Genomic DNA, 23356 nt, shown 5'->3' with positions numbered 1-23356 from the left:
TAAAAAAGATGAACAAACACACTGATTCATAAATACATCGATTAACCAAAAAGCTGAACCGCACTTGTCAATTGGCGATAGCGCTATAGAATGTTAGATTAATTAATAGTGTTTAGATTGCCTATAACCAATGACATCTTGCGTGAATGATTGTGCTTTACACCAATGTTTTATCCAACAATAATGCTGTCAAATAAGCAGGAATATTCAAAACTCTTGATGTTTTACCGTTACATTTTACCGATATACTGCGTTTTACCGAAATATTAACTAGGGATAATGAACACCATGAAAAAAACCAACCAATTTGCTAGTCCATTTAGTGCTTGGAGCGGACACCGCTTGTTTCACGTTGTTGCCGGTACGTTGATCGGTGCAATGGTCGTCACGCAAGCCTCCGCGATGTTACCGACGCCAGAGCAAGCGGTCGATAGTTCAGTTGCTGTACAGGCCAATACCAATAAGAGTAGCAACTCAAGCGCCCAAGCAGTCAATAGTAAAATCACAGCGTCATTAGTTAGCGTCGATGCAAATGGTCAAGAGGTTTTGGTTCCAGTCAATGCCAATACGCGCTTGCAATCTGGCAATGTGTTGGAATATCAAGGCTATTTCACCAATACCAATGCGGATCGCGTCCGTAAAATGACGGTCACGATGAGTATTCCCGATCAAGTAGAGCTGCTACGTACTGTCACACCTGATTTTCCATATGGTAGCGTCGATGGTAATGCCTTTGCTCGTATGCCACTGCGTACGCGCGTCAATAACCAACTGCAAGATGTTGAGCTTAAGCACTATAAAGCGGTACGTTGGGATCTAGAAGGCGTGGGTCTAAATGATACGGTAGTGGTTAAGTATCGTGCAAAAGTGAAATGATACCAATCCCAAAGAATGAGAATAACATTGTCAAACTTGCTAAGCCTACTAGGTGTAGTACTTGCGCAAGTTTTCCGCGTTACTCTCATTTTTGGAAATGATATAACAGTCATACTTGATATTCAGATGATAGAGAAGCACTGCAATTGATGATTGCGGTGCTTTTTTATGGGGAAACTTAAGATAAGTGATTGTTGGTTTTTTAAAGCGTTGCATATTTACTTTTGGATTTTTCTTTAATCAGCTGCTTAATAGCAGCAATCTGTGCAGTTGTGGCTTGCGAGCCAGCATGGATAAGCTCACTACGTTGACTGGTGTCAATCGAGCTGATATGAGCGACATTTGGTATGATAACAATATCCGCACGCTCTCTTTCGTGACGCACTGATGACTGTCTGATGCTAGCTTGAGCGCTATTAGCGACGACACTGTTTTCTAAAAAGCTCCAAAAGCTACTTAATGAGCTAATGGTCGGAATTTTATTGATGGTAGAAGGGCTGTTATTGTTATTATTAGCTGTGACATCGACAGCAATGACAATATCAGCGCCCAAATCACGTGCGCTATCAACAGGAACTAAGCTGACCACACCGCCATCAATATATTTCTTACCAACTTTTTCCGGGATACGTGGCGCGATGAAGATATTAGGTACACTAGATGACGCTTGTACTGCAAGTCCTGCATTTCCAGTGGTAAAGACTGCCTTTTTCAACGTCTGTTTTTCTGCAGCGACCGCCGCAAAGCGCATTGGAAAGTCTTCTATTGCGCGTCCACCGACTTTTGCGTTAATGAAGTTTTTCAGCTTAATACCTTCGATAAAGCCTTGGTTGGAAAAGACAAAGTCTGTCAACTCGCTATCAGGGGTGGTCAACGCTAATTGTTCAAGCTGCTGTGGATTGTAACCACTGGTGTATAGGCTGCCAACCAAGCTACCGACGCTAGTGCCAACGACCAAAGTTGGCTTAATGCCATTTTCTTCTAACACCTTAATCACACCAACATGAGCAAAACCTTTGGCGCCGCCGCCACCTAAAACCAAGGCAATTTTTGGTTGGTTACTTGGTGGTGTGACGGTTTCAGCAACTGGGGTCATACTCTGACAGGCAGTGATAGAAAAACCTAATATGCCAAGCATACTGAATCGCAGTAATTGTGATAAATGACGATATGGGTAAGAGTTAGCAAATGAGAACATAAAAAACCTTAGCAAAAATCGTCATAGAGGAACAAAAGGTTAAGCGATAAATCATTTATCAATAGCTTACTCAGAAATCAGCTAGACGCCGTATTGCTAAATAGCTTAGCATAGGCAAGTAGCTTGTCAGTTATAATAATCATGACTGAGCACTTTATAGTAAGTTGATGATTATAGCTTTTATAAGACGGCTTAGACTTTAAAAAAACAGACTTTAAAAAATAGACGTTAAGAAAAGACAGTTGATTAAATAATATTTACTTTAACATCATTAGGATTATTGATGCCCATATCGGTAAGTCATTCTTCAGTTCATTTATCAGACCATGGTGGTTCTGAGCCATCAGTTTCGGCACTCGATATGCCGGTGACGGCGCTGGCGGGTGTCGGACCAAAAGTCGCAGAGCAACTGGCACAATTGGATATCAAACGCATATTTGATTTGCTGCTGCATTTGCCACGTGATTATGAAGATCGTAGCCGACTGGTATCGATAGCCGATGTGGGTCATGGGCAAGCGGCATTAATTACTGGGCGCGTTGTACATGTCGATACCAAACGCAGCGGTATGACAGTCATTATAGATGATGATACTGGCACGATATCGCTGCGTTTTTTTAAGGTATATCGTGGCCTTGCACAAACGATGAGTCTGGGTACACGGCTACAGTTGTTTGGCGAGGTAAAAGTCAGCCGTTACGGTAAGCAGATGCATCATCCTGAATATCAGGTTATCACTGATAATACAGTTATGACTGATACAGGTCTGCAGCCAATCTATCCGAGCGTCAAAGGCTTGCACCAGAATAAACTACGCACCTTGATTAAATTGGCATTGCAAACCGTCCGCAGTCAAGGTCTGCCGATGACGCTATTTACGCCAGAGGATTTTGCGGTGGTAGCGGACTTGCCATTAGCACCGTTTGAGCCGACTGCATCATTGGTAGCAGAGCCAGAATATTCGGAAGATATATTCTCAACTCTGGCGCGTAGTGTACCTGACAACACGATTGGTCATAGTGTCAATAAAGCCAGTAGCACTGCATACAATACAAGCAGTGAGACAAACCATAATATCAATACAGTCGCTGCGAAAACGGGCAATAATAATGTCTATAACTTGACGATATTTGAAGCCTTAGTGTTACTGCATACACCGCCTACTTATACCGATGCAGGGCAGCAGTATAAGCTACTCACCCAACTAAGCGCGCGTACGCATGCTGCCTGTCAGCGCCTCATTATTGAAGAGTTGACCGCGCATCAGCTCAGTCTGTTATATCGCCGTCAGCAATTACATCAGTATAAAGCGCCCAAATGTGCCACCCAAAGTCCATTGGCTGATAAGCTATTTTCGGCATTGCCTTTTGACCTCACGGGCGCACAAAAAAGAGTGATGAAAGATATTACGGCTGATATGGCGACTTCTATCCCAATGCTACGATTGGTACAGGGTGATGTGGGCGCAGGTAAGACTCTAGTTGCAGCAGGCGCAGCGGGCTATGCGCTCGATAGTGGCTGGCAGGTGGCGGTCATGGCACCGACTGAGATCTTAGCGGAGCAGCATTTATTAAACTTTAAGCAGTGGTTTGAGCCGTTAGGTATTGGTGTTGGCTGGCTCGCTGGTAAGCAAACCACCAAGCAGCGCCGCGAAGCATTAGAGGCCGTGAGCGAAAACACCGTGCAAGTGGTCGTCGGTACTCATGCGCTGTTTCAAGAGCAAGTACAATTTGCCAAGTTAGGACTGGTCATCATTGATGAGCAGCACCGCTTTGGCGTTGAGCAGCGCATGGCCTTGACCAATAAAGGCGTGGCCAATAGTACCCCGCATCAGCTGATTATGACCGCGACCCCGATTCCGCGTACGCTAGCGATGAGTGTTTACGGTGACATGGATACCTCGATCATTGATGAGTTGCCACCGGGACGTACGCCAATTACTACGGTGACAATTGATCGCAACCGCCGTGATGAAGTGATAGAACGAATTGCGATTAATTGTGAGGCAGGTAGGCAGGCGTATTGGGTTTGTTCGTTAGTAGAAGAGTCGAGCGTACTCGATGCGCAAGCCGCTGAGGCCACTTATGAGGACTTAAATGAGCGTTTGGATATTCGTATTGGGCTGGTACATGGCAAAATGAAATCCGCTGATAAGCAAGCCATCATGCTGGAGTTCAAATCAGGCAATCTTGACTTATTGATTGCAACAACGGTTATCGAAGTTGGGGTTGATGTGCCCAATGCATCATTAATGGTCATCGAAAATGCCGAGCGTTTGGGTCTTTCACAATTGCATCAGTTGCGTGGGCGCGTTGGTCGCGGCTCGACCAAGAGCTATTGTGTATTGTTATACCAAAAGCCGTTGTCGGAAACTGGCACTGAGCGTTTAAATGTATTACGCGATAGCACCGATGGTTTCGTCATTGCCCAAAAAGACTTAGAGCTGCGTGGTCCAGGTGAATTACTTGGCAAACGGCAAACAGGTAATGTGGGCTATTATTTGGCTGATCTCATTCGTGATGAAGAGCTGTTTGCCATTGCGCAGCGTTTGGCGAAGCATCTAATTGCAGACCCCACGCGTAAAGCCGATGTCAGCCAATTAATACACCGCTGGATGCCCGAGGCCAGCCGCTATACCAATGCTTAAGAAATGGCTTGATGAGTAGTAGTGAATTTAAGCACTACTGAATGTAAGTATTAACGACAAACAGAAAAGAGGACAGCAATTGCTATCCTCTTTTCTATTTAAGCAGCTTATATATCTAACAAACGTCTAAAAAAAGCTTATTTGGCTTTCTTCTCATTTTTAGACTTTTTCTCAGGCTTCTCTTTTTTAGCTTTCTTTAGGGCTTTTTTAAGATCTTTAAGATTCTTATTTTGATCTTTGATGTTTGCCTTGGTGTCTTTGATCTCTTGCTTCAACGCTTTTACTTTTTCTTTATTAGCCATGATGAGCTCCTTTATTTGTGATTTAAATCACTGAGTATTCATTCAGCGCCTTGACATCAGTAGACAGTCACCGTTAATGGGAGTACTAATATTAGTCCCATCATCGTTACGATGTCATAAAGCGAATAATGTCATGGGTCAATAGTAACAAACTCATTTAAGAACACAAGATGGAACTGTATGCTGTCTGTAGTATATAAAGGAAGCTTTTATGCTCTAATGTAATCAATCTTACATAATGACTTTCAGTCCTTTAGCTAAATTTTTTTGTTGATACTATTATTCTAATATTTCACCTACAAAGTATGTGCTTTATCTTAATTCTCAACTAATATTGACTTGGTTGTTTGTCAATCATTATTGATATCTACCCGTCAGTATGGCAGTTTATGATAAAGGTGAGCTGCTCATCCGGGCAAAGACCAGTCTATAAACTGACCCCAACGCATCATTCTGTAAGTCATGGCTTTTTGCTTAAAGCGTTTAATTAACACAAACCGTAAAGTATATAAAGCAAGATAATCGCTGGATTATGCTATTCTCACTAACCTTATAGATTATTGTAATAATAAACAGTACCTTAGCTAGCTGCACACTGCAAACCTTAAAATTAAAAGGTATCCGTTACTTAATGAGCGAGGGGCAGTTTTTTCTAAGGTTTTATTATGACGATGATTTACGGGCATCGATGTGTTTAGTGTCCTGCTTTTATTACCATATTATATTGTCATATTGTTTTTATGACTCTGGTTTTTTTGCCTGCGACATACCTCAATTGTTTTAAAAACTGTTTTACATTTTATTATTGCCGCACTTATAGAGACTTAACATGAGCGATTTTGAAGAAAACAACCCTAAACCAGTAGCCGAACATGAGTTACCGCCATACCGACAATCTGAATCGCTGACCAATAAGCCCTCATCAAAGTTTCCGTTATGGCTATTACCTGTATTAGCCGTGGTACTGGTGGTTGGGGTATTGCTTGGCAAGTACTGGGGTGCTGATGAGACTGCGGTGGCCGATGAAACGCCAACTGCTACCAACGCTCTCAATAATAAATCAAGTGACGGTGCTGCCAGTAGCGAACAGGCTGTGCTATCCGTTGAGACGGTGATGCCAAACCAAGATACGATTGGTAATACGTTGAGCGCAGACGGCACCATTAGTGCCAAAGACACGGCCAATGTCAGTGCAAAAGTCAATGGCGTGGCTGTCGAGCGTGTATTGGTTGAGGAGGGTGATCGCGTTAAAGCAGGTCAGGTGCTGGCAGTATTCGATACCGATGCGATGGAACAGCAGGTCCTGCAAGCAGAAGCCGACGTGGCAGAAGCAGAGGCAACGCTTGTCAATGCCAGTGCTGATGCCGCACGCGTATTGCCATTGATAGACATCGATGCCATTAGTAAGCAAGAAGCCGATCGCTACCGTACCTCTGAAGTTCGTGCTAGAGCGTCTTTACAGGCATCAAAAGCGCGCTTAAGCAATCAGCGCTTGACCCTTGAGAATGCCAAAGTCGTGGCGCCAGTCAGTGGTGTCATCAGTGAAAAAATGATTGAGGTCGGTATGGTCGCTGGTGGTGAGCCACTATTTACGATTATAAAGGGCGGTGTCTTAGAATGGCGTGCCGATATCGATCCAAAGCTCATTGGTGAAGTCAGTGTTGGGACGCCAGTGCGAGTCAGCTTGCCAGGCGGTGATTCTGTGATGGGGCAGGTAAGCCGCATTGCACCAACAGCGGATAATAATCGTCAAATCACTATCTATGCCAGCCTAGCTACCAATTCAAAAGTACGAGCCGGCATGTATCAAACGGGTGAGTTCTTGTTAGGTAGTGCTAGCACCCAAACCATCCCTAATAGCGCGATTGTGAGCAATGATGGCTATGATTATGTGATGCTAGTAACGGATATCAAAACCCAGGATGACAAAACGACCGGCCGTATCAAGCAGCAGCGAGTGACATTAGGTGAGCGTCTCGGTGATAGTGTGGCGGTTACAGAGCCATTGCCGAGTGACAGTCAAATCGTCAAGCAAGGCGGTAGTTTTTTAAATGATGGCGACTTGGTGCGTATCGTTGAAGGTCTTACTCAATCTAATGACACTGCTGACACAGCCACGCAGGCGCGCTCATGAGTTTAAATGTATCCGCTTACTCGATTAGAAATCCGTTAGTCGCTATTTTGCTGTTTGTACTGCTGACGTTAGGCGGTATTTATGGCTTCATGCAAATGAAGGTACAGCAGTTCCCTGATATTGACTTGCCTGCCGTCGTAGTGACCGTCACTTTACCTGGCGCGGCACCTGCTCAGCTCGAAAATGATATTGCTAAAAAAGTTGAAAACAAGCTGACCAGTATCGAAGGTGTGAAGCATATCCGCACCACACTACAAACGGGTGCCGCCACCATGGTCACTGAGTTTGTACTAGAAAAAGACATCCAAGAAGCGGTGGATGATGTACGCTCAGCAGTCGGTGAAGTACGAGGCGATTTACCGGCAGCGGCCAACGATCCGATTATAACCAAAGTCTCAACCGCAGGCTTTCCTGTAGTGACTTACTCTGTCGCTGCCGAAAATATGAATGTCGAAGATTTATCTTGGTTCGTTGATGACACGGTGACTAAGCGTTTGTCTGACATTCCTGGTGTCAGTACGGTTAGCCGTATCGGTGGTCTACAGCGTGAGATTACCGTTGCTGCCGACCCAATTGCACTCAGCGGCTTGAAGTTCTCTATTACGCAATTGTCGCAGCAAATCGCTGGTATTCAGCAAGACAGCTCAGGCGGTGAAGCAGAAGTAGGTAAAACCACGCAAACCATTCGTGTGCTTGGTGCAGTAGAGAGAGCCAATGAGCTTAATGACTTACAGATAGCTGTTCCTACCGGTGGCACGCAGGCGCTTGGACGTATGGCACAAATCACTGATGGTGCTGCTGACCCGAGTTCTATCGCTAAGCTCGATGGGCAGACGGTGGTCGCGTTCAATATCACACGCTCGCGCGGCGCTAGTGAAGTAGAGGTCATGGAACTGGTCGATGCTGAGCTTGCCAAGCTGACTGCAGATACAGGCAATATCAGCATTGAAAAGGTCTATGATCGAGCAACGCCAATCGCTGAAGATTACCAGGCATCATTACGTATGCTGATAGAGGGCGGGTTGTTGGCCGTCGTCGTGGTGTTCTTATTTTTGCGCAATATTCGTGCGACCATTGTCGCTGCGGTAGCATTACCATTGTCAGTTATTCCTACCTTTTTAGGTATGTACTTGTTTGGTTTTAGTCTCAATATTATCTCCTTATTGGCACTGTCATTGGTTATTGGTGTATTGGTCGACGATGCCATTGTTGAAGTCGAAAACATCATTCGTCATCTGCGGATGGGTAAGACGCCTTATGAGGCGGCAATGGAAGCTGCTGATGAGATTGGTCTGGCGGTTGTCGCCACTACCTTTACCTTGATTGCTGTGTTCTTGCCTACTGCCTTTATGGGCGGTATTGTCGGGCAGTTTTTCCGCCAGTTTGGCTGGACAGCGGCTTTATCTATATTTGCCTCATTAATGGTCGCACGTCTTATCACTCCAATGATGGCGGCCTATGTATTACGGCCAGAAAAGAAGCATGTCGAAAAGCAAAGCGCGTTGATGGGTTGGTATCTTAAAGTGGTTGCATGGACGCTGCGCCATCGTTGGATAACGATGGGAGCGACTTTAGTATTGTTTGTGGCGTCATTGGCTTTGGTGAAATTACTACCCACCTCTTTTATTCCTGATAATGATATCGATCAGACGCGGGTCGAGATTGAGTTGACCCCTGATGTGTCGCTCGAGGATACCGAGCGCGTTTCTGCAATGGCCAGTGAGCGTATTTTGGCCATGCCTGAAGTGACCAATATTTTCACTTCAGTAGGGGAGGCGCAAGCAGCAATGGAAGCCAGCTCTGGCGGTAAAGCCGAAAATATTGCCGGTTTGGATATTGTGTTAGCGCCACGTGCAGAGCGTATCTCTAAGCAAGAGATTGAGCGCAAAATTAGTAATATGTTGGCAGAAGTGCCTGGTGCGCGCTTTACTGTCGGTCTATCGAGTGGCGGTGAGACGGGCTACAATTTTTCTTTAACCAGTACCAATCCGGAAGTATTGGAGCAGACTGTACAGCAGATCATGTCTGAGATTCGAGAGCTGCCCAGCGCCGGCTCGGTCACCAGTGATCGCAGTTTACCGCGCCAAGAGCTAACAGTGACCCCTGACAGACTGGCAATGGCGGACAAAGGCGTGACCACCCAAGATATCGCTACGACGTTGCGGGTGGCTACGGTCGGTGATTATGAGCAGCGACTTTCTAAGCTGAATCTAGATACTCGTCAGATTCCTATCGTGGTGCGGCTGCCTGATGTTGCCAAACAAAATGTCAGTCAGTTAGAAGGCTTGTATGTTCCCAGTGCATTACCAGCAGGGCAAGGGGTGCGTGTCGGGGAGGTAGCCGACCTAAACTTTGGGACTGGACCTGCGCAGATTAGCAGACTCGATCGTGAGCGCGCCATTAGTATCACGGTTCAGCCTGCCAACGGTGAGCTTGGTGATTTGGTACAAGCGGTCAAATCCATCCCTGCGATGCAGACATTGCCACCGTCGATTACGATTATTGATCAAGGCCAAGCGGAAAATATGGCTGAGTTGTTCAGTGGTTTTGTCATCGCTATGTCGGTCGGTGTGGTCTGTATTTTAGGGGTGCTTATTCTGTTGTTTGGTCGCATATTGCAGCCCTTTACCATTCTGATGGCATTACCGCTATCTATTGGCGGCGCCTTTGTGGGCTTGGTTATTACCAATAGTAGTCTGTCTATGCCGTCGATGATTGGTTTTATTATGCTAATGGGTATCGCCACCAAGAACTCTATTCTATTGGTCGATTATGCACTGATTGCGCAGCGTCGAGGCTTGGCGCGTTTTGAGGCCATTATTGATTCTTGCCGTAAGCGTGCGCGACCTATTATTATGACAACGATTGCGATGGGTGCAGGTATGCTGCCATTGGTATTTGGTTGGGGTGATGCCGACCCCACGTTCCGTCGTCCTATGGCTGCGGCAGTCTTGGGCGGTCTTGTGACTTCGACTTTATTGAGTTTGGTGGTGATTCCAGTGGTATATACATTAATGGATGATTTGTCAGGGTGGTTTGCTAAGTGGCTGATGCCAAGTGGTAAACAGCATTCAACCGTTGACAAAAAATCTTAGCGAAAACCTCATTTGATGGTTCAGGCGATACTGATTGATTGAGTATCGTTTGAACATCATTTTATAATATCAACAAAAAGAGCCAAGACTTAAAAAATAAGTCTTGGCTCTTTTTGTGTAGAAGAACTCTTAGGTTCGTTGGTTTACCCAGCTTTTTTTATGTTCTCCTCAGCCTAGTCCAGTTTTTACAAGTTTAGTTTTTACTCAATAATTAAGTCATCAAAATTTCGCTATCCAATCCTTTCTAATATCAAAACCTTGCTAAGATGAATTTAATTCATCTTATGTTTAAATAGTATCGTTTTTATTCATGGTTTGGTTTAGGTATGATTCATCTCATACAGAAATTTGGTTTTATCTCAATTAATGAGAGTAGATTAAGGTAGTGGATTATCATGAGTAAACAATTTACATATTCCATCTCGAGCATTCGTTTTGATGAGAACTATCAGCCTGCAGACAGCACACGTCTGACGACTAACTTTGCCAATTTGGCGCGTGGCGAGAGTCGTCAAGAGAACTTACGCAAAACGCTGACTATGATAAATAACCGTTTTAATGATCTCGCGCATTGGGATAACTCAACAGCCGACCGTTATTCTGTTGAAGTCGATATCATCTCTGCAGACTTAGATATCGAAGGCAATGGCCACACATTTCCGGTCATTGAGACGCTGAAAACAACGATTATCGACCATAAAGAAAACAAGCGTATTGACGGCATGATTGGCAACAGCTTCTCATCTTACGTGCGTGATTATGACTTTAGTATCGTACTACCAGAACATTTTGAGAAAAACCCAACATCGCCACCAGCAGCCGATTTTGGTGATTTGCACGGCAAACTGTTTCAACACTTATTGAACTCAGAAGCCTATCAAACCAATTTTAACAAACAACCTGTGATTTGCCTGAGTGTGTCAAGCAGTAAAGTCTATCAGCGTACTGGCAATCAGCATCCGGTATTAGGGGTTGAATACAAGCAAGATGAGTACTCCTTAACCGATGACTATTTCCATAAAATGGGCTTAACAGTGCGCTATTTCATGCCTGCAGGTAGTGTTGCGCCTTTAGCGTTTTATTTTGCCGGTGACTTGCTGAGTGATTACACCGACCTTGAGTTAATCAGTGCTATCAGTACGATGGAGACCTTCCAAAAGATTTACCGCCCTGAAATTTATAATGCCAACTCAACCGCGGGTCACATCTATCAGCCCAGTTTGAAGTACCAAGATTATTCACTGACTCAAATTGTCTATGACCGCGAAGAGCGCAGCCAGATGGCAGTGACGCAAGGTAAATTTACGGAAGATGAGTTCATTAAACCGTATCAGGCTATTCTTGATGAGTGGGCGGCAAACTATGTTGTGACAAGCGATATGGTTCAAAAAGAAGCGGTTAAAAAACGCGCCGCTTAATAGACCTTTATCAACCGACATATAAAAAACTAAAAGACTAAAATATAAAAGAGTAACCAATATGGAATTATTATTACCAACTTCAACCGCGGGCAGCTTACCGAAACCTTCTTGGTTGGCAGAACCTGAAAAAATTTGGTCACCTTGGGCATTAGAAGGGGAGCAATTGAGTGAAGCCAAGCAAGATGCGCTACGTTTGACATTGCAAGAACAAAGACATGCAGGGATTGATATTGTCAGCGATGGTGAGCAGACCCGCCAGCATTTTGTGACTACCTTCATTGAACATTTAGATGGCGTGGATTTTGAGAATCGTAAAACCGTCAAAATTCGTGATCGCTATGAGGCGAGTGTGCCGTCAGTCGTGGGTGCGGTGAGCCGTCAAAGACCAGTATTTGTGGAAGATGCTAAGTTCTTACGTCAGCAAACCGATCAGCCTATCAAATGGGCATTGCCCGGTCCGATGACGATGATTGATACGCTGTATGACGGTCATTATAAAAGTCGTGAAAAGCTGGCTTGGGAATTTGCCAAAATTCTCAATCAAGAAGCTAGAGAATTAGAAGCGGCTGGGGTAGATATTATCCAATTCGATGAGCCTGCCTTTAATGTGTTCTTTGATGACGTAAACGACTGGGGTATTGCCACGTTAGAGCGTGCTATTGAAGGTCTGAAATGCGAGACGGCGGTGCATATTTGCTACGGCTATGGTATCAAAGCCAATAATGACTGGAAAAAAACACTGGGTTCCGAGTGGCGTCAATATGAGCAAGCGTTCCCTAAATTGCAGCAGTCTAATATCGATATTGTCTCATTAGAGTGTCAAAACTCACATGTGCCGATGGATTTAATTGAATTGATTCGTGGTAAAAAAGTGATGATTGGTGCCATTGATGTGGCGACTAATACTATTGAAACACCAGAAGAGGTGGCAGATACGCTACGCAAGGCCTTGCAATTTGTCGATGCGGATAAGCTCTATCCTTCGACCAACTGTGGCATGGCACCTTTGTCACGCCAAGTGGCACGCGGCAAGCTGCAAGCATTAAGTGCAGGCGCGGCAATCGTACGCAAAGAGCTGAGCGTTTAGCATCTCTTAACAAAACCTAGCTTGTTTAAACCCATAAGTGACCTCAGTTATCAATGTACTTAAAGATTTAAAATTTAGGAGTTAAGTCATGATTGAAGCAACCGATTTTAGAGATGGCATGTCTCTATTAGCGACTGCGGTCAATGTGGTTACTACAAAAGGCCAGTCTGGTCTGCATGGGTTTACCGCCTCTGCGGTATGTAGCGTCACAGACACACCGCCAACCTTGCTGGTCTGTATGAATCGGACGGCTCGCTCACACGTACATTTCATTGAAAATAAAACGTTGAGTGTCAATGTGCTAGGCGCACAGCATGAGCCAGTCTCTAATGCCTTTGCCTCTAAAATGAGTACAGAAGAGCGATTTAAACAGGGTTCTTGGACTGAGCTAGTCACAGGTTCGCCTGTTTTAGAAGATGCGTTGGTCAGTTTTGATTGCGAAATTGAAGACATTCAAGAAGTGGGTACGCATAGTGTATTTATGTGCCGAGTCGTTGCCATCAAACATGGTTATCAAGACAGCGACCAGCAAAATAATCAGCAAAGCGGAACTGCTGAAAGCTTGATTTATTTTAATCGTGGCTATTCTCGAGTCGGTCAACTGGAACAAGCAGAAATTACTTAGGTTCGTGCTTAAATCTATTATGAATTAGCCAAAAAACTATCTAACCAATCATTCAACTGAGAAGTAACTATCCTGTGGAATTAATCATTTTTTTAATAATAGGGGCGCTAGCAGGATTTGCTGCAGGGCTTTTTGGCGTGGGCGGTGGAACCATCATCGTACCGTTGTTATTTATCGTCTTTACGCAAATGGGCTACAGTCCTGACAACATCATGCATCTGGCATTAGGAACCTCATTGGCGACTATTATCGTCACCTCAATTAGCTCGCTCATGGCGCACAATAAAAAGGGCGCCGTCATGTGGCCTGTCTTTAAAAACCTGGCGCCAGGGTTAGCGGTTGGCTGCTTTTTGGGCGCAGGAATAGCAGGGCAAATATCTGGGCTATATCTTCAGCTTATTGTCGGTGTATTTTTGCTTTGGGTCGCTTATAAGATGTTCTTTGGTGGTAAAAAAAAGGTCGCTAGTCATGCTAATGATGTCAGTAATGCCAACCATAATAATATAGAACTACCGTCAAAACCTAAGCAGTTAGCGGCAGGCGGCGTCATCGGTGTTGCTTCTGCCATTTTCGGTATTGGTGGCGGTAGCTTAACGGTACCTTATCTCACCCGATATCATGTGGTCATGCAAAAAGCGGTTGGTACATCCGCTGCTTGTGGTCTGCCGATTGCCATTGCTGGTGCGCTAGGGTATATGGTATTTGGGACGCAGGCGCAAATAAATGTACCCAATACCATTGGCTTTGTGCACATTTATGCCTTCTTAGGTATCAGCATAATGAGTTTTTTCACCGCTAAGATAGGCGCAAAAGTCGCTCATATACTATCACCAGCATTGTTAAAGAAATGCTTTGCGCTGTTATTAACCGTGGTGGGATTTTATTTCCTTTATAAAGGCTTGATTTAAGAGTAGCGTTATATTGAAGATTGCTCGGGGTGATAAATAATCATTTTCTGTTGTCTGAAAACAAAAAACACTCAACTTGGTTGGGTGTTTTTTTTGTATTAGCTAAAGGCTAAATCAGATTAAGGAAGCTAAGCAAATCGGTTACGCTTACCTTCAAATCATTTTTCATAGGGTGACATTCATCTCTGGCATATCTTTATAACATTGACAGGTAGGGGAGAACTCACTATCATGCGCAACTAATAGACCAGTTGTTATAATTTTAAAAGGTTTGATAATGAAAGAGAAAGTAAAGTCGAAAGATGTGCTTATTGAGACGGCATCACGTCTCTTTAAAGTACGTGGATATTGTGGTGTGGGCCTCAACGACATTATTGAGGAAAGCGGCATCCCCAAGGGTTCGCTGTATTACTACTTTCCGGAAGGTAAAGAACAATTAGCGATTGCAGCGATTGATAATACTAAAAAACTGGTTATGGCCGATATTCAGCGCGTTTTTAATGAGAATTCTCATGTGGGGACTTCTAATCTAAGTACCTCTAATCCAATAGATGCTTTTCAAGCTTATGTGTATGAGTTATCTAGAGTATTTGGGGAAGGTGGTGATCCGATTGGCTCTCCGATTGGCACCATTGCTGGAGAAAAGCATTCTACGAGCGAGCCAATTCGATTGGCATGTGAAGCGACTTTTAAAGATTGGCAATCCATCTATACGGAAAAGTTCCTAGAAGCAGACTATGCCGAGCAACAAGCCAAAAGCCTAGCGACTGTTTTTCATGCGTTGACTGAAGGCGGCATTTTGTTAGCGTTAACCATGAAAAGTGGCAAACCACTTGAAACGATAGCGGAGCAAATCCCCTCATTGTTCGCAAAAGAACTTGTTGAGAAATAATCACATATAGTCAGTCCAATATGAAAAAAATACAGCGGAACTGGAATAAATTTTTTGCAGCCTCTGTCGACGTAGGCACAGCAAGCCAGAAAAATTTATACCAGTTTTGCGTTATTAAATAACGTATTCATTTTATTTAGTATCGACTATAGCGTATCAAAAAAGATTGATTTAGTTAATAAATGAAGAGAGTTTTAATGTCTACAATTGCAATTGAACAAAGCCAAGCAGGTATAAAACCAATCCCCATTTTGATCGCCTTTTTAATCGCAGGATTCGTCGGATTGTTTAGCGAAACGGCTTTAAATATGGCGCTTGGCAACTTGATGATTGAATTTAATGTCGTTTCTTCGACGGTACAATGGATAACAACAGGCTACTTACTAACGATGGGGATACTGATTCCCGTGTCTGCACTGTTAATACAGTGGTTTAGTACTCGGCAGTTATTTGTGGCCTCACTGCTATTTTCAATTGCTGGGGCGATAGTCTCTGGTATGGCACCTATTTTTGAGGTATTACTCTTAGGGCGTGTCATTCAGGCAATCGGTACCGGCTTATTAATCCCGCTTATGTTCAATACTATATTAATTATTTTCCCTATTCATAAAAGAGGGACGATTATGGGATTGGTTGGGCTGGTCATGATGTCAGCACCAGCTATTGGGCCGGCCACTGCGGGATTAATCATTGAAGTATTGAGTTGGAACTGGATTCTTTGGCTGCTCATACCGTTTTTGGCTTTTTCGTTAGTGTACGGACTGCTTTTTATGCAAAACGTATCTGAGCTGACAAAACCTAAAATAGATGTGCTTTCAATCTTTTTATCGACACTTGGTTTTGGTGGTATTGTATACGGCTTTAGTATCGCAGGACACAAAGGATGGGGCAGTCCATTGGTCATTAGCACCCTTATCATTGGTCTAATGTCTCTTCTTGTATTTTCGGCAAGGCAGTTCAAGCTCGATCAGCCTATGCTAGATTTGCGGACTTTACAGTATCCTGTGTTTACCTTAGCTTTGCTGAGTGTCTCCGCCACCTTCATGATTATTTTATCAAGCATGATTCTACTGCCTTTATACCTACAAATTGGACTTGGGCTATCGGCACTTACGGCAGGTCTTATACTGATGCCAGGGGGCGCAATAAATGGCATTTTGTCGCCAGTTGCAGGCCGTGTTTATGATATATACGGTGCCAAATGGCTCTTTACCCCAGGCTTTATCATCATGCTTATTATGCTATGGCTTCTATCTAATGTCACCACTGAGACCTCTATTCTAATGGCTATCCTTCTACATTCGGGTCTCATGATTGGCGTGACATTTGTTATGATGCCTTTGCAAACTCATGGTTTGAATGCACTACCCAAAAACCTATATCCAGACGGAACTGCATTGATAAATACGTTGCTGCAAGTCTCTGGCTCAATCGGAACCGCACTTGCAATCACCATAATGTCTACTTCGCAAAATAACTTTTTAAAGACCGTCACTAACCCTTCAGATTCATCTTTGGCAAGTATCTCATTGACCGCTGGTGTACAAACGGCATTTATTTTGGGCATTGTGCTGGCGATTAGCGGGTTGATTATGTCGTTTTTTATAAAACAACAAAAAGAGTATGAGTAAATAGTGCAGCTATACTCTTTTATATAGTCAGTGAAAAGTAATATCGATACATCACGCGCTGCTGATATCAATTTTTTGTAGCCTTTGTCTGCGCAGGCACAGCAAGCAAGAAAAATTGATATCAGCAATACCGTAGCGTTTTTAGGATATTTTTACTATAGCTCCTCTTGATATTACACTTCATGTACTAATCGAAGCTCAAAAAAATCCTCCGCCATCTAATTTATATAAGAGGGCGGAGGATTCAGTATGATACTTTATTACTCAGTATGAGTGTTTATTACTCGCGTACAAAACTTGAGTTTTATAACGCTTAAACTACTCAACCGTCACTGATTTTGCGAGGTTACGTGGCTGATCGACATCGGTACCGCGCATGACGGCTACATGGTACGACAATAGCTGCACAGGTACGCTATAGACGATAGGAGCAAGCGTTTCACAGACGTCAGGCACATAGACCACATGCAGTCTATCTTCTGCCACCATTTGACTGGCTTCGCTGGCAAATACAAACAGCTCACCGTGGCGCGCGTGTACCTCTTGCATGTTGGCTTTGAGTTTATCAAACATGCTGTCTTTTGGTGCAAGTACGACGATTGGCATGTCTTTATCGACCAATGCCAATGGACCATGTTTAAGCTCACCAGCAGCATAACCTTCTGCATGGATATAAGAGATTTCTTTTAGCTTAAGCGCACCTTCTAGGGCGATTGGGAACTGTAACCCGCGACCTAGGAACAGACAGCTCTTTTTGTCTTCAAAGCTTTCACTCATGGTTTTGATAGGGGCATCAAGGTTTAAGCTGGTATGCAGCTGACCTGGTAGTTTTTGCAATTCACCAAGCAATGTGCTCAGACGTTCGCCAGTCATGCGCTCCTGAACGACACCGATTTTTAATACCAATAACATTAAAGCAGCCAGCTGAGTGGTAAATGCTTTGGTAGAAGCTACTCCAATCTCAGGACCGGCAAGCGTTGGCAAGAAAATATCTGTCTCACGTACCAGTGATGACGTTGGTACGTTACATAGGGCCAAGCTTACCAGACCTGTGGGCGTATGCTTTTGAATGTCGCGCAATGCAGACAAGGTATCTGCAGTCTCACCTGATTGAGAAATACAAATGACCAACGTATTATCGACGACCACAGGGTTGCGATAGCGGAACTCGCTCGCCACTTCAACTGAGCATGGAATACGGGTCAGGCTCTCAAACCAATATTTGGCAACCATACCTGCATGATAGCTGGTACCGCAAGCGATAACTTGGACGTGCTTTATACCCGTTAATAGTGCCTCATGACGCTGCAAAAAGTCATCACGCAATTTAGAGGTTGTACCATTATCAACTGCCATTTCAACAGTTCTTCGGACTGCATCTGGCTGCTCGTAGATTTCTTTGAGCATATAATGCTTAAACTCGCCTTTGTCGGCATTATGCTGTGTGGCATCGATTTCATGTATTTGACGTTTTACTTCCACACCGTCTGCATAGACTGTAATACTGTCGCGAGTCAGTTTGGCAATATCGCCCTCTTCTAGATACATAAAGCGATTGGTAACCGGTAATAGCGCCAACTGATCGGAGGCGATAAAGTTCTCACCGATACCCACACCAATCACTAGCGGTGACCCTAGACGGACAGTAATGAGCTCATCTGGGCAGTCGATATGGACAATACCAAGAGCGAAAGCACCATGTAATAATGGAATGACAGTACGAACCGCTTCTAACAAATCAGGCGTTTTTTTATAGATGTCGTTGATTAGATGCGCAACGACCTCAGTATCCGTCTGAGAGGTAAACTCGTAGCCTTTTTCAATCAGCTCTTCTTTGAGCTTAGCATAGTTCTCAACGATACCGTTATGTACCACGGCGATTTTACCTGAGACATGTGGATGGGCGTTATGCTGTGCAGGCTCACCATGTGTTGCCCAGCGGGTATGGGCGATACCAATATGGCCATCGAAGTTCGCAGGGTCATTGCCGACAGCATCAACCAGCGCTTGCACCTTTCCCACTTGGCGCTCACGATGCAACTGACCATCTCGAATGACTGTCAGACCAGCTGAATCATAGCCGCGATACTCTAGACGTTTAAGACCTTCAAGTAAGATATTAGCGATATTACGCTCAGCAACTGCCCCTACAATTCCACACATGGCTATTCCTTAATTTAATTTTCGTTGCTTCAAAATGCCGTTTCAAAACGGTTTTTTAAAATGAAGCTTTGATATATGCTGGTATTTAATCAACCAATGAATCGATTGACTGATAAGTGGTTATATTTATGGCATTAATCAAGCTATAAATATGATGAAGCAGCACCACAAAAATTGTCGCGCTGCTCAAGGTGGTTAAAAAATGACTGTCAACCGGTAAACTATTGGCATACAAACTGCTTCTAAGCCTGCTGTTTCCTAGTTGGTTACTTTTTAGTCGGTCGCTGGAAGTCATCTTTTTGTGTCTGTCGTGCTCTACCAAATGCCAATGAATTGGCATCAACGTTTTTAGTAATGACAGAACCTGCCGCAACCGTTGCTGTATCACCAATCGTTACTGGTGCAACCAAACTGGCATTGGAGCCAATAAAGGCGTTGTCTTCAACGATGGTTTGCGATTTATTGGCACCATCATAATTACAAGTAATGACACCAGCACCGATATTGACATCAGTTCCAACGGTAGCATCGCCCACATAGCTTAAGTGATTGACCTTGCTGCCGTGACCAATCGTTGATTTTTTAATTTCAACAAAATTACCAACTTTACTGTTATCGGACAATACGGTCTCAGGACGCAAATGCGCAAAAGGACCCACATCGACACCGGCACCAATCTCAGCACGATCAATGACACAGTAAGGTTTGATATGACACGCATTACCAATTTTCGCGTTTTTAATGATACAGCCGGCTTCGATGTAGACATTGTCTCCTAAAGTACAATCGCCTTCAAACACCACCCCAACATCGACAAATACATCCTGACCTGCGCTCAGCGTACCACGAATATCGACACGGGTAGGGTCAGCAAACTGTACGCCAGCCTTTTGCAAGTCAGCCACTAACTTACCTTGCCATGTGCGCTCTAAGCTGGCCAATTGTTGACGATTATTAACGCCCTCAATCTCAAAGGTATGCTCAGGCTCGATGGCGGCAATAGTAATACCGTCAGCCACGGCCATTTTGACAATATCAGTCAAATAGTATTCTTGTTGCGCATTGTCGTTAGACAGCTCAGGTAAGTATTTATGCAGCAAGGTATTGTCAACACAGTAAATACCACTATTAATCTCTTTAATATTTTGCTCGTCAGCGTTGGCATCTTTTTGCTCAACGATAGCGGCAATATTGCCTGCTTGATCGCGTTTAATACGGCCTAACCCAAACGGATTATCAACGGTTAGCGTCAGCATAGACATACCGTCAGTGTTGGCAGCTTTCAATGCTGCTAAGGTCTGACAGCTGACCAATGGCACGTCACCATAGAGAATGAGGCTCTGACCGTCTTTAGGTAAATCAGACAGCGTTACTTTGACCGCATGTCCTGTCCCTAACTGTTCAGTCTGCGCAACCCAAGTAATTGACGACTGTGCATACTGGTCGGTAATCTCTGACTTGACTTGTTCGCCACCGAAACCATGAACAATAATGGTCTCATCAACGGTCAGCTGATGACAAGTATCTAACACATGGCTCAATAGTGATTTGCCGGCCAGTGTTTGCAGCACTTTAGGCTTCGCCGATTGCATACGCGTGCCTTTACCGGCAGCTAGGATAATGACAGAAAGAGGTGAGGTCATAGTAACTCTTGTATATGTAACAAAATATAATATAGGATTATAGCGCAAATGTTGGTTTAAAAAAACGTTATGACGTGCAGGCTTTGTAATTTAAGTTTATAGAATCAAATATATATGAATTAAGCATAAATAATATGAGTTAGAAAGGGAGAATCTGCATAACAATTATCCATACTATAGCTGCCATCACACCAGCGATGATGTCATCAAGCATGATACCCAAACCACCTGCGACTTTCTTGTCCGCCCAGCCAATCGGTGGCGGCTTAATAATGTCAAAAAAGCGGAATAATATAAAGGCGATAACAGTCGCTACGATAGAAGAGGTTTGGCTGATATTTTGCCAAAAACTGCCGTTGGCGATACCCATATAAGACAGCGGCAGTAGAGTAATCCACATACCTGCCAATTCATCCCAGACAATATGCGGGTTATCATGACCGCCCATCAGCTTGGAGGTACGACCGCATATCTCGTTACCAACCAAACAAGACAAAATGGTGACAATCAGAAATGGCACAAAGCCTAAGCTCATCAGTGGGATGGCGACGATTAAACCACCGACCGTGCCCCAAGTACCCGGTGCACGGCGTGGCAACCCACTACCTAAGCCGATACCAAGCCAATAAATAATACGGTCAAGTATGCTCGCATTGGCTGGTAAGGGTGGGCAGTCATTGGCTTTACGGATATCGGGCTTAGATAAATCATGGTCGGTCATGGGTTAACCTGCAAAATGTTGGTAACCCGTCAGATTGGGCCAAGTAGCAAAAGGGGCGGGATGAGTTGGTGTGACTAACTGATTTTGATAATAAATCTCTGGTCGCAAATGCTTGGCAGCATCTGTCTCGTTTACAGCTATTACTTCACCAATACAGGTTATAGGCGTATTGCTACTATTATCAATCGGGGGCGCGATATGCGCAGGCAAGGTAAACGCCAATTCATAGTCATCACCACCGGCCAGCTGACATAACAAGCGCTCAGCTAAATCAACATTTGATAATGGTTTGCTAGTGGGCAGTTGCTCTATATTAATTCGCATACTAACGCTGCTTTGCTCACAGATATGCCCAAGGTCTTGATAAAGGCCGTCAGAGATATCTATCATCGCCGTTGCGCCAGCTTTGGCCAATGCTGCACCTAAGGCAATACGCGGGGTCGGCATATGTAGACGGTGTGACAGCTCCATACCTTCTGCATTATCAGGATGTTTTAGGGCATAAGCTGCGTCGCCAAGTGACCCTGAGACATAAATTTTATCGCCAATTTGCGCGCCTGAGCGGTAGACTGCTGGCGTGTCTGCGGCTAGTAGTCCTTGCGCACTGACACTCAGTACCAAATTATCACTGCGCGTGGTGTCGCCACCGATAAGAGTGACGCCGAATAGCTGGCAAGCATGAAACAAGCCTTTGGCAAATTCAGTTAGCCATGGCTCATTTGCCAAACGTTCAGGTAAGGCTAGCGCTAGCAGAATGCTATGCGGTGTCGCGCCCATAGCAGCGATATCTGAGACATTGACTGCCACCGCCTTATAACCAATTTGGAAGGCCAATTTGTTTATTTCGTCCCAATCAGCGTTAAAGTGACGACCTTGAACGAGCGTATCAATGCAGCTGACCAAGCGCGCGCCTGCAGGCAAGCTCATTACCGCCGCATCGTCACCAATGCCTTTATCGACACTGCTAGACAATAACTGCGCGGCTTGCATTTGGGAAAATATGCGCTCAATCAGCTCGAATTCATTCATCGCTAGTCTCGGTTTTCTTCATCTGAGGCAACGAGATTTGAGTCAGTTAAACCAATATCGGCTGCGGTGCTGTCTGAATTGCTTTCAACGTTATCGGTCGCAACATTTTTGACAGCATCTTCATCCATACGCTCTTTTTCAGCATCGTTTTGTTTGCTTGCCTTAAAATCACTAATATTAGCACTGGCTTTGCTGGCGCTATTGCGTTTGACGCTAGCATTATTAGCACTGATACGTGGTTTGTTTGAAGCAGTTGGCTTATCTTCAATGGCATGTGTATCGGCAGTGTTATCTGTATCGGTTGTTACTACAGGTTTGGCTGACACTTTTTGTGAAGTACGTAAATTGGCTTTAATGTCTGCTTGCACTTCAGTGTCGCGTAGCTCAATGGCCATTTTATCAAGGACAGCATTAATCAGTTTATGGGCATCAGTCGCACCAAAGTGATTATTAAGCTTCATGGCCTCATCAAGCACGACTTTATACGGAATCTCTAAGCGATTCTGCAGTTCATAAGCACCAATTAAAAGAATGGCGTGTTCAACCGTATCGAGCTTATCGATTTCACGATCGAGATGCTGACTAATAAGCGTATCTAGCGCTTCGATTTGTTCTGGGATATCACGCATCATTTCATGGTAATAGCCGATATGTACGGTATGCATGGCATTGGTGGCGCGCGTACGGGCAGCGATGTCATGCGGTGCATTGGCCTTCCAGCCAAGCTTGCCATCGATATCGAAACGGCGATCTGTAACGAGCCATTCGTATAGACCTTGCATAGCAAAGCGTCTTGCCTTACGGATAGCGGTGTGACTGGTCTTATAAGAAGACTCACTCATATCAAAGGTTTGATCACCCGCACTACTACTCGCGATACGAGTGGCTTCAGCTTGTCCATCATTGGCTTGTGCGGTTTTTGCAGCGCTAATGGCGCGCTTGAGTTGGTCAGTCATAGGGGGTCAATACCTAGGTTTTTGAGAT

17 protein-coding genes are annotated in these 23356 nt (G+C 44.4%); 10 read left to right on the top strand and 7 right to left on the bottom strand.

Annotated features, from left to right (window positions below):
* The first annotated feature begins 288 nt into the window (after positions 1 to 288).
* The gene (locus QL919_RS11235) at positions 289 to 876 is read left to right on the top strand and encodes a hypothetical protein (RefSeq protein ID WP_290189610.1); all 588 of its coding nucleotides are present in this window, start codon (positions 289 to 291) and stop codon (positions 874 to 876) included.
* 202 nt (positions 877 to 1078) lie between these two features.
* Here QL919_RS11235 and QL919_RS11230 read toward each other — a convergent pair whose 3' ends face one another.
* Positions 1079 to 2014 carry a patatin-like phospholipase family protein gene (locus tag QL919_RS11230; protein WP_290189609.1) on the bottom strand — a complete coding sequence of 312 codons (936 nt, stop codon included), beginning with the start codon at positions 2012 to 2014 and terminating at the stop codon, positions 1079 to 1081.
* 343 nt (positions 2015 to 2357) lie between these two features.
* Between QL919_RS11230 and recG the strand changes: the two genes are divergently transcribed.
* Positions 2358 to 4721 (top strand): ATP-dependent DNA helicase RecG, encoded by a 2364-nt coding sequence (gene recG / locus QL919_RS11225; protein WP_290189608.1) that lies wholly within the window; start codon positions 2358 to 2360, stop codon positions 4719 to 4721.
* 137 nt (positions 4722 to 4858) lie between these two features.
* Here recG and QL919_RS11220 read toward each other — a convergent pair whose 3' ends face one another.
* Positions 4859 to 5023, bottom strand: a complete 165-nt coding sequence (locus QL919_RS11220; protein ID WP_290189607.1) for a hypothetical protein — start codon at positions 5021 to 5023, stop codon at positions 4859 to 4861.
* Between the two features lie 829 nt (positions 5024 to 5852).
* Here QL919_RS11220 and QL919_RS11215 point away from each other — a divergent pair.
* The 8 genes from QL919_RS11215 to QL919_RS11180 all read left to right on the top strand — a co-directional run bounded on the left by QL919_RS11215 (position 5853) and on the right by QL919_RS11180 (position 16816).
* Positions 5853 to 7157, top strand: a complete 1305-nt coding sequence (locus tag QL919_RS11215; protein WP_290189606.1) for an efflux RND transporter periplasmic adaptor subunit — start codon at positions 5853 to 5855, stop codon at positions 7155 to 7157.
* Positions 7154 to 10252 (top strand): efflux RND transporter permease subunit, encoded by a 3099-nt coding sequence (locus tag QL919_RS11210; protein WP_290189605.1) that lies wholly within the window; start codon positions 7154 to 7156, stop codon positions 10250 to 10252. The genes QL919_RS11215 and QL919_RS11210 overlap by 4 nt, the downstream gene beginning before the upstream one ends.
* Before the next feature lie 395 nt (positions 10253 to 10647).
* On the top strand, positions 10648 to 11670 hold the full coding sequence (locus QL919_RS11205; RefSeq protein ID WP_290189604.1) for a DUF1852 domain-containing protein: 1023 nt from the start codon (positions 10648 to 10650) through the stop codon (positions 11668 to 11670).
* 61 nt (positions 11671 to 11731) lie between these two features.
* On the top strand, positions 11732 to 12760 hold the full coding sequence (locus QL919_RS11200; protein WP_290189603.1) for a methionine synthase: 1029 nt from the start codon (positions 11732 to 11734) through the stop codon (positions 12758 to 12760).
* An 88-nt stretch (positions 12761 to 12848) separates the two neighbouring features.
* Complete coding sequence (locus QL919_RS11195; RefSeq protein ID WP_290189602.1) at positions 12849 to 13385, top strand: flavin reductase; 537 nt, start codon at positions 12849 to 12851, stop codon at positions 13383 to 13385.
* Between the two features lie 74 nt (positions 13386 to 13459).
* A complete protein-coding gene (locus QL919_RS11190) occupies positions 13460 to 14293 on the top strand; it encodes a sulfite exporter TauE/SafE family protein (RefSeq protein WP_290189601.1) in 834 nt (277 codons plus the stop codon).
* A 277-nt stretch (positions 14294 to 14570) separates the two neighbouring features.
* The gene (locus tag QL919_RS11185) at positions 14571 to 15185 is read left to right on the top strand and encodes a TetR/AcrR family transcriptional regulator (RefSeq protein ID WP_290189600.1); all 615 of its coding nucleotides are present in this window, start codon (positions 14571 to 14573) and stop codon (positions 15183 to 15185) included.
* A 197-nt stretch (positions 15186 to 15382) separates the two neighbouring features.
* Positions 15383 to 16816 carry an MDR family MFS transporter gene (locus QL919_RS11180; protein WP_290189599.1) on the top strand — a complete coding sequence of 478 codons (1434 nt, stop codon included), beginning with the start codon at positions 15383 to 15385 and terminating at the stop codon, positions 16814 to 16816.
* A 318-nt stretch (positions 16817 to 17134) separates the two neighbouring features.
* Here the strand turns inward: QL919_RS11180 and glmS are convergent, their stop codons facing one another.
* The 5 genes from glmS to nusB form a co-directional block, all read right to left on the bottom strand.
* The gene (gene glmS, locus QL919_RS11175) at positions 17135 to 18979 is read right to left on the bottom strand and encodes a glutamine--fructose-6-phosphate transaminase (isomerizing) (RefSeq protein WP_290189598.1); all 1845 of its coding nucleotides are present in this window, start codon (positions 18977 to 18979) and stop codon (positions 17135 to 17137) included.
* 266 nt (positions 18980 to 19245) lie between these two features.
* Positions 19246 to 20622, bottom strand: a complete 1377-nt coding sequence (gene glmU, locus QL919_RS11170) for a bifunctional UDP-N-acetylglucosamine diphosphorylase/glucosamine-1-phosphate N-acetyltransferase GlmU (protein WP_290189597.1) — start codon at positions 20620 to 20622, stop codon at positions 19246 to 19248.
* 139 nt (positions 20623 to 20761) lie between these two features.
* On the bottom strand, positions 20762 to 21343 hold the full coding sequence (locus QL919_RS11165; protein ID WP_290189596.1) for a phosphatidylglycerophosphatase A: 582 nt from the start codon (positions 21341 to 21343) through the stop codon (positions 20762 to 20764).
* Positions 21344 to 21346: 3 nt separating this feature from the next.
* On the bottom strand, positions 21347 to 22372 hold the full coding sequence (gene thiL, locus QL919_RS11160) for a thiamine-phosphate kinase (protein WP_290189595.1): 1026 nt from the start codon (positions 22370 to 22372) through the stop codon (positions 21347 to 21349).
* A 2-nt stretch (positions 22373 to 22374) separates the two neighbouring features.
* The gene (gene nusB, locus QL919_RS11155; protein ID WP_290189594.1) at positions 22375 to 23328 is read right to left on the bottom strand and encodes a transcription antitermination factor NusB; all 954 of its coding nucleotides are present in this window, start codon (positions 23326 to 23328) and stop codon (positions 22375 to 22377) included.
* Positions 23329 to 23356 lie beyond the last annotated feature (28 nt).

The sequence above is a fragment of the Psychrobacter sp. APC 3426 genome, from assembly GCF_030408035.1.
In the GTDB taxonomy this organism is placed as follows: Bacteria; Pseudomonadota; Gammaproteobacteria; order Pseudomonadales; family Moraxellaceae; genus Psychrobacter.
The sequence above is the reverse complement of the archived record's forward strand: the minus strand, read 5'-3'. Positions and strand labels throughout refer to the sequence as shown.

Bases quoted from the DNA above. Each gene is read 5' to 3' on its own strand.
- QL919_RS11235 (WP_290189610.1), top strand. From the start codon at position 289: ATGAAAAAAACCAACCAATTTGCTAGTCCATTTAGTGCTTGGAGCGGA.
- QL919_RS11230 (WP_290189609.1), bottom strand. From the start codon at position 2,014: ATGCTTGGCATATTAGGTTTTTCTATCACTGCCTGTCAGAGTATGACC.
- recG (WP_290189608.1), top strand. From the start codon at position 2,358: ATGCCCATATCGGTAAGTCATTCTTCAGTTCATTTATCAGACCATGGT.
- QL919_RS11220 (WP_290189607.1), bottom strand. From the start codon at position 5,023: ATGGCTAATAAAGAAAAAGTAAAAGCGTTGAAGCAAGAGATCAAAGAC.
- QL919_RS11215 (WP_290189606.1), top strand. From the start codon at position 5,853: ATGAGCGATTTTGAAGAAAACAACCCTAAACCAGTAGCCGAACATGAG.
- QL919_RS11210 (WP_290189605.1), top strand. From the start codon at position 7,154: ATGAGTTTAAATGTATCCGCTTACTCGATTAGAAATCCGTTAGTCGCT.
- QL919_RS11205 (WP_290189604.1), top strand. From the start codon at position 10,648: ATGAGTAAACAATTTACATATTCCATCTCGAGCATTCGTTTTGATGAG.
- QL919_RS11200 (WP_290189603.1), top strand. From the start codon at position 11,732: ATGGAATTATTATTACCAACTTCAACCGCGGGCAGCTTACCGAAACCT.
- QL919_RS11195 (WP_290189602.1), top strand. From the start codon at position 12,849: ATGATTGAAGCAACCGATTTTAGAGATGGCATGTCTCTATTAGCGACT.
- QL919_RS11185 (WP_290189600.1), top strand. From the start codon at position 14,571: ATGAAAGAGAAAGTAAAGTCGAAAGATGTGCTTATTGAGACGGCATCA.
- QL919_RS11180 (WP_290189599.1), top strand. From the start codon at position 15,383: ATGTCTACAATTGCAATTGAACAAAGCCAAGCAGGTATAAAACCAATC.
- glmS (WP_290189598.1), bottom strand. From the start codon at position 18,979: ATGTGTGGAATTGTAGGGGCAGTTGCTGAGCGTAATATCGCTAATATC.
- glmU (WP_290189597.1), bottom strand. From the start codon at position 20,622: ATGACCTCACCTCTTTCTGTCATTATCCTAGCTGCCGGTAAAGGCACG.
- QL919_RS11165 (WP_290189596.1), bottom strand. From the start codon at position 21,343: ATGACCGACCATGATTTATCTAAGCCCGATATCCGTAAAGCCAATGAC.
- thiL (WP_290189595.1), bottom strand. From the start codon at position 22,372: ATGAATGAATTCGAGCTGATTGAGCGCATATTTTCCCAAATGCAAGCC.
- nusB (WP_290189594.1), bottom strand. From the start codon at position 23,328: ATGACTGACCAACTCAAGCGCGCCATTAGCGCTGCAAAAACCGCACAA.